The 16,455-nt window shown below is 48.4% G+C and carries 16 protein-coding genes and 1 tRNA gene; 2 read left to right on the forward strand and 15 right to left on the reverse strand.

What is annotated here, in order from left to right:
• From hemC to Q7V48_05375, 7 genes are all read right to left on the reverse strand, one after another.
• Nucleotides 1-551, reverse strand: a 551-nt coding sequence (gene hemC, locus Q7V48_05345; GenBank protein MDO9210160.1) for a hydroxymethylbilane synthase, incomplete at its 3' end; no start/stop codon positions are given.
• On the reverse strand, nucleotides 532-1,821 hold the full coding sequence (gene hemA / locus Q7V48_05350; protein ID MDO9210161.1) for a glutamyl-tRNA reductase: 1,290 nt from the start codon (nucleotides 1,819-1,821) through the stop codon (nucleotides 532-534). The genes hemA and hemC, both read right to left, overlap by 20 nt.
• 87 nt (nucleotides 1,822-1,908) lie before the next feature.
• A complete protein-coding gene (gene ccsB / locus Q7V48_05355) occupies nucleotides 1,909-2,724 on the reverse strand; it encodes a c-type cytochrome biogenesis protein CcsB (protein ID MDO9210162.1) in 816 nt (271 codons plus the stop codon).
• The gene (locus Q7V48_05360) at nucleotides 2,721-3,383 is read right to left on the reverse strand and encodes a bifunctional precorrin-2 dehydrogenase/sirohydrochlorin ferrochelatase (protein MDO9210163.1); all 663 of its coding nucleotides are present in this window, start codon (nucleotides 3,381-3,383) and stop codon (nucleotides 2,721-2,723) included. Before Q7V48_05360 ends, ccsB begins: the two co-directional genes overlap by 4 nt.
• Nucleotides 3,380-4,018, reverse strand: coding sequence for an imidazole glycerol phosphate synthase subunit HisH (gene hisH, locus Q7V48_05365; GenBank protein MDO9210164.1), 639 nt, complete (start codon nucleotides 4,016-4,018; stop codon nucleotides 3,380-3,382). The genes Q7V48_05360 and hisH overlap by 4 nt, the downstream gene beginning before the upstream one ends.
• 94 nt (nucleotides 4,019-4,112) lie before the next feature.
• Nucleotides 4,113-4,700 carry an imidazoleglycerol-phosphate dehydratase HisB gene (gene hisB / locus Q7V48_05370; GenBank protein ID MDO9210165.1) on the reverse strand — a complete coding sequence of 196 codons (588 nt, stop codon included), beginning with the start codon at nucleotides 4,698-4,700 and terminating at the stop codon, nucleotides 4,113-4,115.
• 101 nt (nucleotides 4,701-4,801) lie between these two features.
• Nucleotides 4,802-5,644: an amidohydrolase family protein gene (locus Q7V48_05375; protein MDO9210166.1), complete on the reverse strand. Its 843-nt coding sequence runs from the start codon at nucleotides 5,642-5,644 to the stop codon at nucleotides 4,802-4,804.
• 233 nt (nucleotides 5,645-5,877) lie between these two features.
• On the opposite strand from Q7V48_05375, the gene Q7V48_05380 reads away from it, so the two are divergent.
• Complete coding sequence (locus tag Q7V48_05380) at nucleotides 5,878-6,141, forward strand: hypothetical protein (protein MDO9210167.1); 264 nt, start codon at nucleotides 5,878-5,880, stop codon at nucleotides 6,139-6,141.
• A gap of 227 nt (nucleotides 6,142-6,368) precedes the next feature.
• Nucleotides 6,369-6,686 carry an RNA-binding protein gene (locus Q7V48_05385; protein ID MDO9210168.1) on the forward strand — a complete coding sequence of 106 codons (318 nt, stop codon included), beginning with the start codon at nucleotides 6,369-6,371 and terminating at the stop codon, nucleotides 6,684-6,686.
• A 414-nt stretch (nucleotides 6,687-7,100) separates the two neighbouring features.
• Here the strand turns inward: Q7V48_05385 and Q7V48_05390 are convergent.
• From Q7V48_05390 to lon, 8 genes are all read right to left on the reverse strand, one after another.
• A tRNA-Ala gene (locus tag Q7V48_05390) sits at nucleotides 7,101-7,176 on the reverse strand.
• A gap of 126 nt (nucleotides 7,177-7,302) precedes the next feature.
• A complete protein-coding gene (locus Q7V48_05395) occupies nucleotides 7,303-8,643 on the reverse strand; it encodes a M20/M25/M40 family metallo-hydrolase (GenBank protein MDO9210169.1) in 1,341 nt (446 codons plus the stop codon).
• A 181-nt stretch (nucleotides 8,644-8,824) separates the two neighbouring features.
• Complete coding sequence (gene larC, locus Q7V48_05400; protein ID MDO9210170.1) at nucleotides 8,825-9,976, reverse strand: nickel pincer cofactor biosynthesis protein LarC; 1,152 nt, start codon at nucleotides 9,974-9,976, stop codon at nucleotides 8,825-8,827.
• A 127-nt stretch (nucleotides 9,977-10,103) separates the two neighbouring features.
• Entirely contained in the window at nucleotides 10,104-10,853 is a 750-nt protein-coding gene (larB, locus tag Q7V48_05405; protein MDO9210171.1) for a nickel pincer cofactor biosynthesis protein LarB, read from the reverse strand.
• A gap of 121 nt (nucleotides 10,854-10,974) precedes the next feature.
• Nucleotides 10,975-12,216 (reverse strand): hemolysin family protein, encoded by a 1,242-nt coding sequence (locus Q7V48_05410; GenBank protein ID MDO9210172.1) that lies wholly within the window; start codon nucleotides 12,214-12,216, stop codon nucleotides 10,975-10,977.
• 24 nt (nucleotides 12,217-12,240) lie between these two features.
• Nucleotides 12,241-13,317, reverse strand: coding sequence for a hemolysin family protein (locus Q7V48_05415; GenBank protein ID MDO9210173.1), 1,077 nt, complete (start codon nucleotides 13,315-13,317; stop codon nucleotides 12,241-12,243).
• Between the two features lie 167 nt (nucleotides 13,318-13,484).
• A complete protein-coding gene (gene thiL / locus Q7V48_05420; protein MDO9210174.1) occupies nucleotides 13,485-14,492 on the reverse strand; it encodes a thiamine-phosphate kinase in 1,008 nt (335 codons plus the stop codon).
• 21 nt (nucleotides 14,493-14,513) lie between these two features.
• Nucleotides 14,514-16,455 (reverse strand): endopeptidase La (gene lon, locus Q7V48_05425; GenBank protein MDO9210175.1); only part of this gene is annotated, 1,942 nt, incomplete at its 5' end.

Genomic DNA, 16,455 nt, shown 5'->3' on the forward strand with positions numbered 1-16,455 from the left:
TCTTCCCACCCCATCCTGCGCAATCCTGCGGAGGCTAAAATGATGGCATCCAGATTTAAAGTTGAAAGTTTCTTGATCCGCGTGTCCAAATTACCCCGTAAGGGGACGATTTCCAGGTCGGGTCGTAAGTTAAGAAGTTGCGCTTGCCTTCTCAAGCTACTTGTCCCCACTCTTCCCCCGGGAGGAATTTTTCCCCAAGGCCTTCCATCCTTGGATATGAGCGCATCCCGGGGATCTTCTCTCTCCGGAAAAGCGATAAGCGCCAGCCCTTCAGGGATAAGAATCGGAAGGTCTTTGGCGCTATGCACGGCTAAATCAACATCACCACCCAGTAAAGCCTCTTCAATCTCCTTAACGAAAAGACCTTTCCCTCCCACATTGAAGAGGGGGACATCTATCTTATCCCCTTGGGTCTTAATGTGTACCAAAGTAACTTCCACTCCGGGGTTTTGTTCTTCCACTTTCGCCTTTACCCAATTGGCCTGGCGCAAAGCCAGAAGACTCGCTCGAGTTCCCAGCCGAAGTATATCTTTATGAAGTTGACGGCTCATCTTCCTCTTCATCCAGGTGAAAAATCTTCCGGGTCATATCCACATAAAGTTTCCCCTGCCCTCTATTCTCTTGATGTTTCAACAGAGAGATGGGGTGGTGGAGAATTTTGTTGATAATGGATTGAGTCAAGAGGTCTAAGGCTTTATGTTCTTCTTCCGAAGCATTTTTTAGTAGGGCAAGGGTTTTGGCCATCTCTCGCTGGCGAATCTTTTCCAGGTGCTGGCGCAAGTCCAATATGGTCGGAACAACTTCCAGGCTGCTCAACCAGCATTTGAATGACTCGACCCCCTGTTGGACAATTTCCTCGGCCTTCAAGACTTCTTTCCGCCTCTCTTCTTTGTTCGATTTCACAACCCCTTGAAGGTCATCAATGTCATAAACATAGATATTGTCGAGTTCATTGATTGTCGGATCCACGTCCCGAGGAACGGCGATGTCGATGAAAAACATCGGCTTATTTTTTCGAGCCCGGATCACTCCAGCCAGCTGTTCTTTAAGGATAATATAATGGGTGGATCCTGTGGAGCTCACTACGATGTCCACATCCTTGAGCATTTGGGGAAAGTCTTCAAAAGGAACCGCTCGCCCTCCCAGCTCTTGAGCCATTTCCATGGCCCTAGTAGGAGTTCGATTGGTTACCCAAATTTCGTTTACCCCCTGGCTAATTAAATGTCTGGCCGCAAGATCAGACATTTCTCCCGCCCCGATGAGCATAGCCCGTTTATCGTCCAAGTTGCCCATAATTTTTTTGGCCAGTTCCACCGCGGCAAAGCTCACCGAGACCGCCTGACTGGTCATCTTCGTCTCCGTGCGGACGCGCTTGGCTACAAAAAACGAGCGGTGAGATAGTTTGTTTAGAACCAAACCGACGGCTTTACTATCCACGGCTTGCCGATAAGCTTCTTTCACTTGACCTAAGATCTGCGGCTCCCCCAGAACCATGGAATCCATACTTGCCGTAACTCGAAAAAGGTGTCTTATGGCATCTTCGCCTCTTAAGGTATAGAGATAAGGTGCTAGGTCGTACCCAGACATTCCAGCAACCCCGGCCAGAAAATCTTTTAGGCGGTCCGCCCAATCATCGCTGACTTCCAGGACGGTTAATACTTCCATCCGGTTACAGGTAGAGAGAATCATACCCTCCCGTACTCCTGGCAAAGCAACTAGCCGCCCTAGAAAATCTTCCACCTGTTCTTTGGGAATAGAAAATCTTTCCCGAACTTCTACGGGGGCGGTCTTATGACTCAACCCGATTAAAACGATTTCCATGGAAATAAACTAATAAGCCTTCAGCTGTCAGCATTTAGCCTTCATCTATCAACTGATCGCTGATTGCTGACTGCTGGTAGCTATCAATTAATTATACGAATGCAGTCCGGTCAGCAGCAGATTTACCCCTAAGAAACTAAAGACCAAAGCACCGAATCCCACAATGGCGAAAATGGCCGCCCGGCGACCTCGCCACCCCCCGGTCAACCTCCCGTGCAGGAGGGCAGCATAAAGGAACCAGGTAATGAGCGACCAGGTTTCCTTGGGGTCCCAGCTCCAATAAGATCCCCAGGCGCTTTCCGCCCAAACCGACCCGCTGATAATCCCTAAGGTCAAAAGGGGGAAACCGAAAGTCAGGCACCGGTAATTCAAATCATCTAAAACCTTGAGGGCAGGTAGGCGGTAGTAGAATGGTCCGATCTTTTTGGATTTAATCTGCCGCTCCTGAATTAGGTACATGACTCCGACGGCAAAGGCTATGGTAAACATGGCGTTCCCGATGAAGGCGAATATAACATGAATGGGCAGCCAATAACTTTCCAAGACCGGTGCCAAGGGTAAAATATCTTTGGGAAAAAGGGATGACAGGATGATCAGCACCGCTGCCACGGGGGAAATGAACGCCGCCAAAACTTCCACCCGATATTTGAGGTGGAGGAGGAGGTAAACGCCTACGATTGACCAGGCAAAAAAGGACAGGGATTCATGCAGGTTGGTAATGGGCGTGTGTCCGGCTTCGCTGTACCTTAAGACCAGGGCTAAGGAATGAACGGCGAAGCCTCCCGTTAAAGCCAATTTCCCTATGTGGGAGAATATTTTTCCCAGGAAAATCAAAAAAACCAGCGAAGATGCGGTGCCTAAGAGGTAAAAGATTAGAGCTGCCTGAAAAAAAATTATATTCATCGCCTGAGCCCTAACTCCTTCAATGAGAACCCGGAACCCAGTAAGGTTTTCATGCGGTTTTCCAACCCCGTATAGTCATTTTTCCGAATCAAAGGGAGAAGGTCTTTTCCGGCCAATTTTCGGAAGATAACCTGGTTACGCTTCTGGCCCAACCCCAAAGAGAGTATTTTTTTGCGCACAGCGCCCAGAAGTTTCAACAGATAAATGTACTCAGCGCCGATTTCTTTTTGGAGTTTTTGACGCAAAGCTCTGGCCAAAGCAGGGCTCTGTCCAGAGGTGGATATGGCGATTAACAAATCCCCCCTTTGCACCAAGGACGGGACGATAAAACTGCTATGAGCTGGATCGTCCACCACGTTAACCGGAATCTTCTGTCTGAGAGCCTGGCTAAAAACACGTTCATTTGCCCGGCGGTCATCAGTGGCGGCTATGGCCAAAAATGCCCTGTGCAAATCGCCAGAACGGTAAGCGCGTTGAGAGTGGATGATTTTCCCTCTCTCTTTTAAGCGTGAAAGAGATTGGGTCAATTGAGGGCTGATCACTTTGACCAGAGCACCCACTTGAAGGAGGCTGCGGACTTTCCGCTCAGCCACCCGGCCTCCCCCCACTACCACGCAAAGCTTACCGTCCAAGTCCAGCAAGACCGGATAATATTTCATCGGTTTACCAGGCGGCCAAAGTTTTTAAGAAGCTTCAAACCAACGCTTTGGCTCTTTTCCGGATGGAATTGGCAAGCAAATAAATTGCCTCGGCTAACGCTGGAGACAAATTCCCCCCCATAATCCGTGGTGGTGGCTACAATCTCTTGCTCTTCGGGAACCGGGTAGTAGGAATGGACAAAATAAAAGTAGGCTCCATCGGCGATGCCGTCCAGAACCGGCGGGCGTTTATGAATATGCACGGTATTCCAGCCCATGTGCGGAACTTTCAATAAATCTTTGGGTGGCGATGCGGCGGGATGAGAGAAGGGAAACCGTACCACCCGGCCTTTGAAAAGGGATAGGCCTTTTTGAAAACCAAACTCATCGCTTCCGGAAAAAAGAAGCTGCAGGCCCAGACAGATTCCTAAGAACGGTTTACCGCTTTCAACAAATTCGATGATGGGGTTCACCAACCCGAGTTCTTGCAAATTTTCCATGGCTTTCTTGAAAGCGCCAACCCCGGGAACGATAAGGCCAGCAGCCTTTTTCACCTCAGCCGGGTCCTGGGTCACGGAAGCCTGAAAACCCACCCGTTCCAAAGCTTTGTGCACGCTGCGCAAATTCCCCATGCCATAATCAACGATGACAATCATGATGATCTCTCAAAAAGTCATCAAGAAGGATACAGCGTAATCCCGCGAAGCGTGGGACCCCGCCTTGGCGGGGGACTTTTTACGAAGCCATCGATCATAAGCTTCCTTTGGTTGAGGGCACCCCTCGAACTTTTTCATCCTTCGCTACAGCCTGACGCAAGGCACGGCCGAATGCCTTGAAAAGGGATTCCACCATGTGATGGCCGTTGCTCCCATAGACTACTTGGGCATGAAGGGTAATGGCTGAGCTGTTAACCAGGGCTTGAAAAAATTCCTTGACCAATTCTGTATCAAAATCTCCGATTTTTCTCTTCCGCAGGGTAAGATGATAGATCAGACACGGGCGCCCCGATAGATCCATGTGGACAGAAGCTAAACTCTCATCCATAGGAACGAAGGCTGACCCATAACGCCGAACTCCTTCTTTTTGGCCTAATGCCTGCTTCAGGGCCTTTCCCAGGCATATGCCCACATCTTCCACTGTATGATGGAAGTCGACCTTCGTGTCCCCCTGGGCCTTCACTCTCAGGTCAAAGAGGCCATGGGCCGTCATCAGGCTGAGCATGTGATCGAGGAATGGAATCGTTGTAGCAATGCGGTGTTTGCCCGATCCATCCAGGTTCAGATCAACAATTATCGATGTCTCTTTGGTCGCGCGGGAAACCTTGGCCTGGCGCACCATGATCTTTTCCCTTCCCTTAAATGAATTGAACCGCTGATTTTCTCCGATCCACGTAGAAAAATAATTTAATTATAATCCTGATAAGCTGCGTTTATCTACGTCTAAATTTTTTTTAAAAACTTCAGAATTTTGGCGGCATTCTCTCCCAGGATTTTCTTTTTAGTCTCCTCTTTAATGGGCAAAGACCGAATCGTTTTGATGTTCTTCCCAATCCCGGGAACCCCTGGCCAGTCCGACCCGAAGAGAATCTTCTCCGCATTCTTCTCCAGTTCCGGAAAATACTTTAAGAGATTCTGCGGCGGCAGGCCGGCAATTTCCATGTAGATACGGGGATGAAGTTGGGCCAGGAAAAAAGACGCGTCATACCAGAATCCTCTTCCGCTGTGAACTTGAATCAAGGTGAGCTCTGGAAAATCAACCGCAACGTCATCTAATAAAACCGGATTTCCATATTTCATCCTTGATCCGCGGAATAAGGAAGAACCCGTATGGACCATCACCGGAATTCTGAGCTCCTGCGCTTTGGAATAAAGAGGGTAAAGCACCCGGTCATTGGGATAAAACTGCTGATAGGTTGGATAAAGCTTAATTCCTTTCATCCCCAGTTCATGAACACACCGCTCCAATTCTTCTCCCAGGCGGGTACTGAGATAAGGGTTCAAATTGGCAAAGGGAATTAATTCCTTTCGACCCTTGCAGAACTCGGCCACGTGTTCGTTGCTGATGATGCCAGTTGTGATCGGGCTGAGCTCGGCGAGAATTACGGCATAATCAACCCCGTTCTTGCGCATCATCTCAACCAGAGCCGAAGGGTCCATCCGCCCATCTTTTCCAATAACCTCTTCCGCCCCCGAACCTTTCCCGTAATTCTGAAAGTAGGTGATCACCCAGGGTTTCATTTGACCAGGATCCCCAATATGTACATGAAAATCAATAACTGGCATTTATGATCCATTCCCCAGCTTTTTTTACTTTTTCAGGAAGTTATATCTTAAATTTATCATTTCTTTTTCGTTTAAGCAAGGAGGAAGGGGGGGCGAACATATCTGCCTCAGATCGCGTTTATGGACGAGGGCCAGATTTTGCCAATAAATCTCAACCATAAATTTAATTGGATTTTTTTTATTTTTTATGATATATATTTTCTTGCGTCCCAAGGAGGGTGTTTTGCCAAAACATGCTGGAGCTTATAAAGGCGAAAAGCGGCGAAAAGAATTGTCCCGCCAAAAAAAGCAGGAAGAGAGAAGAGAGCGACGATTTCATAAAGGAGACCAATCCCCGTCAGACACCGAAAAGATCGAAAAGGTCGAGCAAGAAGAGACAAAGCCAGCCAATCCTTAACTCGCTACGCCTTTCCGGGGGAAAAGACTTCCTATTCTCCTTTACCACGAACGCGAGAGAACCCACCCCTCAGGTAAAGGAGGATGTGGTTCTATCATGAATTGGCAAGGTTGATGCAATCAGTTGAAAGGGACTCGTGTGTGAGAACTCAACCCACATTGCCGAAACTCCCTGCGGAGACGATGGAGTGAGGGAAATTGTTGGCCCATCCTCCCAAACGATTCGCGCATTTAACAAAAGTATGTAAACGTGGCGAACGCTAAATGGCGGGCGCTACCCATCAAAAGTCGTCGCTCAAGGCGACGCAGAAAAGGAGCATCAGAAAGTATGGCTAAGAAACTATTTGTAGGAGGGCTGAGCTGGGACACGACGGACGACGGTCTGCGCCAGGCGTTCGCGTCTTATGGAGAAATCACCGAAGCCAAGGTCATCACCGACCGCGATACGGGGCGCTCCCGAGGCTTTGGATTCGTTACCTTCGCTCAGGATGAGGATGCCAAAACGGCGATATCCAAGATGGATGGAACGAACCTTGACGGCAAAACCATTAAGGTTAATGAGGCCCAGGAAAAGAGTCCTCGCGGAGGAGGCCGATCCGGCGGTGGTTTTGGAGGCGGTCGTGGCGGCGGACGCAATCGCTGGTAGCCTCCCTATAAGCAAGAAAATATGAATAAATGGGGCGTTGGTTCAGATGCAAATTATTTTTGATCGGGGAAAATTGAAAATGCCAAATTCTTCCAGATCAAAGAGGACCGGGAGGATTTCCTCGATCTAAGTTGCGTTTGAACCAACGTCCCATTTTACACATTTTACCCATCTTTATGATGCTACCCGCCATAGCTTTGCGTCTCAGCTTGTAAATTTTGGAGGCGGGGTTTATCAGGCGGGTATAAGGTCATAGACCATCATCCAAAGAAATGACGGAGAGGTATGCTCACAAAAGCACTGAAAGGATGAAAGCGAATTCACAAAAACTATCCCTAAAGAATGTTGCGACGGTCTCCAGCGTAACCCCGACACAAAAAATGGCAATAAAAATAAATGATTTTTAAGGAATTATGGTGGAGGCAAAGGGATTCGAACCCTCGACCCCAGCGTTGCGAACGCTGTGCTCTCCCATCTGAGCTATGCCCCCACAAAAAGAAAGTGATCAGGTATCAGTGGATAGTGCAGAGTAATAACTAAATCTTTTTAGCTGCTGAATTTAAGAATATGCGATGACGGATTTATTGTCAAGAAAACTAAAATATTGGTCAGACGTTCACCCGCAAAAATCTTTGAGCATTTCGTAGAGCAACCTTGTACCGAAAAGGAGGTTTTCTGCGGATATGCGTTCGTCATGCCCATGTACCCGGCCAAGGTACTCTGATAGATTTTGGGTTGGAGTCATGGGCTGGAATCCATAAGCGACTGTCCCTTTCTCCCGGAAAAACCGCGAATCGGTCGCCCCGGTAAGCATGGCCGGAATCATTTTAGACTTTGGATCTAAACGTTTGAGAGTTTTCTCTATCACTTGATAGAGGGCTTTGTTGGCTGGGGATTCGGAGGCTGGTGAAGTTTGTAAAACCTCCACATCATAATCTTTGAAATCGCCAAGCAATTCTCTCATTTCCGCTTTGATCATTTCTGGTTCTACGCCAGGAAGAATACGGCAATCTACCTGGAAAAAACACTCACTGGGAATGACATTGGTCTTCTGCCCCGCCTGGACTACCGTGGGAACGAAGGTATTTCTCAGGATCGCCCCCACCATCCCTTTTAGGCCCGCGTCTGGGATTCGTTTTTCCATACTCCTGGATAAAAGCGGGTTGAGAAGTTGCTTCAGCATAAAAGACCTCGGAAAGCTTTGTTCCTCAGCGATCCCTTTGATAAAGTTCTCGGTCGTCAGGGTGCGGTGAAGAGGAGAGCGGTAGGAAGAAATCCTATCAATCGCTTTGGCCATTTTTACAACACAATTATCATCATGGGGAACGGAACCATGCCCGGGTTTGCCGCGAAAGGTAAGTTTCAGCCAGCAAATTCCCTTCTCAGCCGTCTGGCAGGTATAGACGTTTCGTTGGCCAACGGCCATGCCAATCCCTCCACCCTCGTTGATCACGTATTCCGCTTTCATTAATTGGGGATGATTTTGAAAGAGCCAGCCTACCCCCCATTTTCCCCCTGTCTCTTCGTCGGCTGTAGCCAGGTAAACGATGTCGCGTTTAGACTTGAATCTTTCTCGGGCAAGCAATAGAAAAGCGGCAAGCTCAATTACCCCTAATGATTTACAGTCCTGAGTCCCTCGCCCCCAAACTTCGCCATCAATCAACGCTCCGGAATAAGGAGGATTTTTCCATTTTTCTGCTTCCGCAGGCACTACATCGATATGGTGGAGAAGAATGAGGGGCGAAAGATTATCGGTCCCCTTCATCGCACAAAACAAGTTCCCTCTCTCAGGTTGGGACTCTAACACCATGGCTGGCAATCCTTCTTTTTGCAAAAAGCTCTGGAGGTAGAGGGCCCCTGGCAATTCCTTCCCGGGTGGATTGGTTGTATCAATTTTTATATAATCCCTCAGAATCTGAACGGCTTCTTCTTTTACTTTTCCCCAGTCAATGCCCATCAAAACCTCCATTTGTTTATTCACCGCAGAGCACGCCGAGATCGCAGAGAAACCAGGAATTATGAATTGGAAAAGCTAATTTAAAATATTTAATCCAATTTCATTTTTCATTTTGATCAATAACTTTTGAATTGGTTTTCATCTCGGCGCTCTCTGCGTTCTCCGCGGTAAAAAAGTTTTTCTATTGTTTCTTTTTCATCGCTTCCTGATAAACCTCCTGGATGGGGACTCCTTTTTCCAGGGCAATTCGCTTGCAATCTTCGTACTCAGGTTGAAAGCGCAAGTCTCCAGAAACTTTTACGCGAACCCTTCCGTATTTTGTCTCCACTTCCTTGATTTCTCTAGGCAGTTTTTTCCGGGCTGCAGCATAACTGCGTACCCCCAGAGTGGAGGATTCCCTTAGAATTATGTCCGAGAGCGCTTCGGCGTCATGCTCTTGAGCAATCACTCGCAATAGTGTCCCCGGCCGGTTTTTTTTCATCAATAAAGGGGTAAGGGAAACATCCAGAGCCCCCCGGTTGAAAAGGCGTTCCATCAAATAATCGTAAAACTCAGGATTCATATCATCGATGTTGGCCTCCAGTATAGTCACCCGGTCGGTTAAGTAGGCTTCGCTTGCTTCTCCCAACACTAAACGGAGCAGGTTGGGCCGGTCTGGAAAATCCTTTTTCCCCATGCCATATCCGATCTTCTCCACGGTCATGGCCGGAAAAGATGTTACGTCTGAGCTCAGCGTGGCCACAATCGCTGCTCCAGTAGGAGTTACCAATTCCCCTTCAACTTCCACGTTTTTTAATGGATACCCCTTGAGTACCTCCAGAGTGGCGGGCGCCGGAAGCGGAAGCCGGCCGTGCTGGCATTGCACAAATCCTCTCCCCATAGGCAATTCCGAAGATAAAATCTTAATGGGTTGGAAATAATCAATTCCGATGGCCGTCCCTACAATATCGACGATGGAATCTACCGCTCCAACTTCATGAAAATGAACTTCTTCCACCCTTTGGCCGTGGACTTTAGCCTCTGCTTCGGCCAGGCGCTGAAAAATGGCCAGACTCGTTTTTTTCACGTCCGGCTTGAGAGAACTACCCTCAATTATCTTCCGGATATCCGAAAAGTGCCTGTGATTCTCATCCCTTGGCCCGACTTTTACTTCCATTCCCATACCCGCGATTCCATTACGGCTTCCCTGAAAAATATTAAGGGTGTAATTCTTCAAGCCCAACTTTTCCAGGTCCACCCGTAACTTTTCTTGGGGAAGCCCTAAGTCCAATAGAGCGGCCAGCGTCATATCCCCGCTAACACCCGAAAAGCAATCAAAATAGAGAATCTTCATATCTCCCCTTTCAAAAATCGTGAGGTCGTAAGGCGCAAGTGCGTAAAGGGTTAACCCGAAACGTTAGATCGTTATCTTGCTTTCCGGCCTTGGAGTGACACTCACCCAGGCGCTGACACGCTTAAATTTACAGCCGATTGATCAGACTGGCTGCGTAGGCGGCCCCGTAGCCGTTGTCGATATTCACAACGGAAATTCCTGACGCGCAGGAATTAAGCATAGCCAGAAGGGCGGTGACCCCCCCGAAATTAGATCCATAGCCTACGCTGGTGGGAACCGCTATCACCGGGTGGTCCACTAACCCCCCTACCACGCTGGGCAGCGCCCCTTCCATACCGGCAACCACAATCAATACGTGGGCCGACATCAGTTTTTCCTTTTGGCTCATCAAGCGGTGAATCCCGGCTACCCCTACATCAAAAAGGTGATCCACCCGGTTGCCCATAATTTGGGCCGTGACGATTGCTTCTTCGGCCACAGGAATATCCGAAGTCCCGGCGGAGACCACCAGGATTGTGCCCCGCCCTATGATTTTAACAGGATGGCTCAATAAGATTAGGGTCCGCGACTGGGGGTAATATCTGGCTCGGGGAAAAGCCCGCTTGATCGGAGGCACTTTTTTCCGGTCCAAACGAGTCACCAGAATATTGTTTCTTTTGTCCCGTATCTTTTCCATGATGGAAATCACTTGCCCTGCCGTCTTCCCCTCGCCGAAGATGGTCTCTGGGGTTCCTTGGCGCAAAGGGCGATGATGATCTATGGTTGCGCAGCCGATCTCTTCAAACGGAAGGGTCTTCAGCTCTTGCATCGCCCTCTCCACCTTAATCTTTCCTTGGCGCACCCCTTCCAAAAGTTTTTTTAAATGATCCACGTTCATCTTATCCCCCTATAATTATGATCTATATCTATTAGGACGCAGATTTTCGCAGATCATCGCAGAAAAAATTTTTTATTTATAAAATCCTAAAAATCTGCGTTGATCCGCGTCCCATTAAAATTTATTCTTTCAAAGTCACCAGGACTTCGGCAACCGAACGTTCATCGGCCTTCAAAACTTCAAAAAGCATTCCCTTGAATCGAAATCTTTCGCCGGGCTGGGGGACTCGACCCAGTTTTTCCAGAACAAACCCTCCTAACGTCTCATAATCCTCTTTTTTGGGCAGTCCGAGCTTGAGGATTTCATTGATATGATCCACTTCCATCCTGGCATTGATTACCAATTTTTTCGGCCCTACTTTTTTGTAGAGAGGTTGCCCGATGTCATATTCGTCTTCTATCTCCCCCACCACCTCTTCCAGAATATCTTCCACAGTGATAATTCCTACCGCTCCCCCGTACTCATCAACCACCGTTGCCATCGCCTCGTGGTTCCGCTGTAATTCCAACAAAAGCTCATCGACCGGTTTAGTCTCGGGGAAAAAGGAAATGGGGCGGACAAAGGATTGGACCGTCTGTTCCTTTCCCAAGGCCAAAAGGAGATCAAAGCTGTGAAGGATGCCGACGATGTTGTCCACCCGTTCGCGGAAAACAGGATAACGCGAATAGTTTTCCTGCCGGGTTAAAGCAATCGCTTCCTCTACGCTGGAATTTTCCTCCAAAACCACAACTTCTACTAAAGGGATCATTACTTCTTTTGCCTTCGTCGTGGAAAAGCGGAAGATGCGATGGATCATGTCTTTTTCCATCGGTTTCATATCGGTCGCTTCTCCTTCCGTCCGTAAAAGAAGTTGAAGTTCCTCCCGGGTGATATAAGGCCCTTTTTCTCCCTTCAAACGCAAAAGGCCAAAGACAAATCTTGTCGCCCCCGACATGATCCAAACCAACGGAAATAAAATAATGGAAAAAACCCAGATAATCGGGGCAACCTTGGAAACCCAATAATCGGCTTTTTGCTGAAAGAGAGTTTTGGGCAATATTTCCCCATAAATGAGGATTAAAGGAGCAAGAAGCAGAAAAGCGTACAGATCCCCTCTCGATCCATAGAGGCCGATAAAAATCGATGTTACCAGTGCGGTATTGGCCACCTCGGCTAAATTACTTCCCACCAAAGTGGTGGAAAGAAACCAAGAAGGTTCCCGAAGGATGCGGTGAGTCAGGCGAGCAACTCGGGAATTAGAACGGCCTAAATAATTCAACCTTTTTCGATTTGCGGCCACCAGGGCGATCTCAGAACCGGATAAAAACCCTTCCAGAAATAAAAAAACAATAATGGTAATCCCCAAGGTTAGCCAAGGGTTCATTTTTTCCCCCGATGGGTTTCTTTCTCAGTTGGTAGTTTTATTGCCACGAATATTCCCTCTCTGCCTCTTCCTTTTCTCCTTCATACCCTCACGTTCAAAATCCATCTCGTCATAAATTTCCCCGAACAATTCCTCCAGCAAGTCTTCCAGGGTAACGATCCCGGATAAACCCCCATACTCATTGACCACAACGGCTAAGTGGATTCTTTGTTTTCTGAATTCCCGAAACAAGTCATCTAATTTTTTACTTGGGGGAATGAAGTAAGGTTTTCGCAGAAAATTCCGTAAACTCGTTTCTCCGGTTCTTCTCTCTTTCCCCGGTGCACCCAAAAGTTCCTTGGCATACAAGATCCCTACAATGTTGTCAGGGTTTTCACCAAAAACGGGAATGCGGGAAAACCGATGCTCCCTTAAAGCTTCGATGGCATTCTCCAATTGCGTATGATCCGGAAGGGCAAAAACAGCGGCGCGGGGTGTCATGATGTTTTTTACAGTCTGATCCCCGAACCGGAACACCCGGTGGATTAGATCCTTCTCCAGCTCTTCCAAGGTTCCTTCTTTTTGACTGGTGGCCACCAACTCTTTAAAAACTTCTTCGGTCAACGGAGGAGGGGAAGATTCCGGTACGACCCGGAAAAGCTTCAGCACGCCATCAACGATTTTTTCCAAAATCCAGCGAAGGGGACTTACGATGGTGGCAAACTGATCAACGGGTCCAGCGACCAAGGGGGCGATTTTATCCGGATAATTCATCGCAATGGTCTTGGGGATCACTTCCCCGAAAAGTAAAATAATAAAAACGACTACAGGGATCGCCAGCCATTTGGCCGCATCTCCCCATAAACCGATGAACAGGGCGCTGGCCAAAGAGGAAATGGCCACGTTGATGGCTTCGTTGCCGATTAAAAGAGAAATAAGCAATTGCCGGGGCCGGCTCAACAGGCGGTCGATCAGCGAATGGCGGGGATGCTCTTCCTCTTTAAGCTTCTGCAGGTTAAGACGCCCCAGGCCAAACAGGGCAGCCTCGGAAGAAGTGAAAAAGACCAGGCCCCAGAAGAGGAAAAAAAGGAAATAAATTCTTAAAGGGGCATCAATCTCCAAAGAGTAAGCTCCTTCTCCTTTAGTTGCTTGGTCCCGTCAAGAATGTTTCTTTGAACAGCTGATTGATAAACCTTTACCATATAGGTTGGTAGATAGAATTGAAAATATTTTAACCGCAATGGGCTTTGCGCTAAGCGCTTAGCAGCTTCTGTATACCCCGGGGTGTTTCACGCAAAATGATCATATCCTTTAAGAAAGGTATAGTCTACCGGACCCTGCTCATTCCGGATGATAACACCTTTGGGAAAAGGTTCTACTTTTCCAATGCAGGCCAGGCCACATTTCCAATGTTGGGCCAATTCTTTAAGCTCCAATGCCTTCTCCGGTGCCGCGGAGAATAGCAATTCGTAATCCTCCCCGCCTTTTACGGCCCATTGCCAGTTTTGCCCTTCCGGAACTGTAGCAAGGGACTGAAAAGGGGCAGAAAGGGGGATCCGCTCCACCCAGACTGTCGCCCCCACCTTACTTTCTTCACAGATATGCCCAAGGTCGGAATAAAGGCCATCGCTCACATCGATCATTGCCCTGGCCAAACCTCTTTCCGCCAGGGTTTTACCTTCTTGAACCCGGGGGATGGGGTTCAAGTGTCTTTCCATGAGATAGACTTCATCTGAGGAAGTTGGTTTCCCCTCTCTCTTTTGGGCCACTTGCAGCCCAAGGAGTGAATCCCCCAATGTGCCTGTGACATAAAGGTCATCCCCGGGTTGAGCTCCACACCGGCAAACCAAATTTTCTTTTTTTCCTTCCCCCAAAAGAGTGACGCTGATCAATAACCTTTCAGGCGAGGAAGAAGTATCACCCCCGATCAAGGCAACATCATGCGCTCCGGCCATTTCCAAAACACCGCCCACAAAATCATCAATAAATTCCACACTCGTTCTCGGAGGAATGGCTAAGGAAAGGAGGGCAAAACGGGGGTTAGCCCCCATGGCCGCAATATCGCTCAGGTTAACGGCTAAAGATTTTCTACCTAAAAGATGGGCGGAAGTGAAAGACAGGTTAAAATGAACCCCTTCCAGCAGGAGGTCCACTGTGGAGACAAGTTCGGTCCCCGGGGTTAAAGATGAAATGGCAGCGTCGTCGCCAATTCCCCTGAGTACACCGGGCAAAATGGGGGGGATGTTTTTTTTAATCCTGGCAATGAGGCCGAATTCACCGATTTCTCGAAGTTCCACCAGGCCATCCGCAAGAATTGGTCATACGGGCAAAGAAATAGAATGGCTTTCCGGCCTCCCCTTCTTTTCTCCCGGGTCTTCCTTGGCAACTTCAGGTAAAGGTTGCACCTTCCCCGGAACCAAGGCCACTTTCAAAATTTCATCCGTGTTCTTCACAAAGATGAAATTGACCTTCCGCCGGATATAGGGGGGGATCTCTTCCAGGTCTTTCCTGTTCTGATCAGGAATAATAATATTTTTAATCTTTGCCCGAAGGGCGGCTAAAGTCTTTTCTTTTAGGCCCCCAATCGGAAGCACCCGTCCGCGGAGAGTAATCTCTCCAGTCATAGCCACGTCCTTGCGCACCGGAATGCGCATCAAGGCGGAAACCAGTGATGTGGCCATGGTAATCCCGGCCGAAGGTCCATCCTTGGGAATCGCCCCTGCGGGGACATGAATATGAATGTCCAATTTCTCATAAAAATCGGGGTCGATGCCGAATTCCTTGCTTTTGGAGCGGGTGTAGCTCAAAGCCGCCTGGGCCGATTCCTTCATTACATCACCGAGATGGCCGGTGAGGGTCAGGTTTCCTTTCCCTTTCATGGTAGTGGTTTCCACATACAGAATTTCCCCTCCTACGGAAGTCCAAGCCAATCCCGTGGCCACACCGATCTCATTTACATCCAATTCTTCTTCGGGTAAAAACTTCGGCGGCCCTAAATATTTGTGCAAATTCAGGCTGGTAATTTTATAGGGACCTTTCTCGTCTTCGGCGATTTTCCGCGCCGCTTTACGACAGATGGAAGCAATCTCTCGTTCCAAATTGCGCACTCCCGCCTCTTTGGTGTATTGGGAAATGATCCGCAAAAGGGCCTCATCGCTGATGGAAAGGATCTCTTTGTTGATGCCGTTCTCTTCCAATTGCCTGGGTAATAAAAATTGTTTGGTGATTTTCAGCTTTTCCTCGCTGGTATATCCAGCCAGGTTCAGGACTTCCATCCGATCTTTCAGGGCCGGTGGGATGGGATCCAGAATATTCGCGGTGGTGATGAACATAACCTTGGATAGGTCGAAGGGAACATTCAGATAATGGTCACTGAAGGCAAAATTCTGTTCCGGGTCAAGAGCTTCTAACAGGGCTGCGGAAGGATCCCCCCTGAAGTCTGCTCCTACTTTGTCAATCTCGTCGAGCATAAATACGGGATTATTGGATCCCGCATTTTTAACCCCCTGGACGATCCGCCCGGGCAGTGAGCCGATGTACGTCCGCCGATGCCCCCGGATCTCAGCCTCATCCCGGATACCCCCCAACGAGATACGTGTGAATTTCCTCCCCAGCGCCCTGGCAATGGATTTTCCTAAGGAAGTTTTGCCTACGCCTGGCGGACCCACGAAGCAGAGGATGGGACCTTTCATTTTCTCTTTCAATTTTCGTACACCTAAATATTCTAAGACACGCTCTTTGACCTTTTCCAAGTCGTAATGATCTTCGTCTAACGCCTGTTTGGCTTTTTTAATGTCTAGGTTGTCGACCGTGCTCACGCTCCAGGGGATTTCCACCAGCCAGTCCAGGTAAGTACGGACGATCGTAGCTTCGGCAGATTCAGGGTGCATCTGTTCCAGGCGATTTAATTGTTTGTTAGCTTCTTTTTCCACATCCTGGGGCATTTTAGCTTTTTTTATTTTTTCCCGTAATTCACTGATCTCCTGAGTTTTTTCATCAATATCGCCCAATTCGCTTTTGATGGCCTTGAGCTGTTCTCTAAGAAAATACTCGCGTTGCGTCTTGCTCATTTCCTCTCGGGCCTGAGACTGTATTTTAGCTTGCATGGTGGAGACCTGGACTTCCTTAGAAAGATACTCATTAACCTTTTTCAAGCGTTGCAGGGGATGAAAAGTCTCCAGGACCTTTTGGGCTTCTTCAATTTTCAGCTTGAGGTTGGAGGCTACTAAATCGGCCAACCTCCCTGGTTCTTCGATCTGG

It is taken from the genome of Deltaproteobacteria bacterium, assembly GCA_030654105.1.
Classification (GTDB): domain Bacteria; phylum Desulfobacterota; class SM23-61; order SM23-61; family SM23-61; genus JAHJQK01.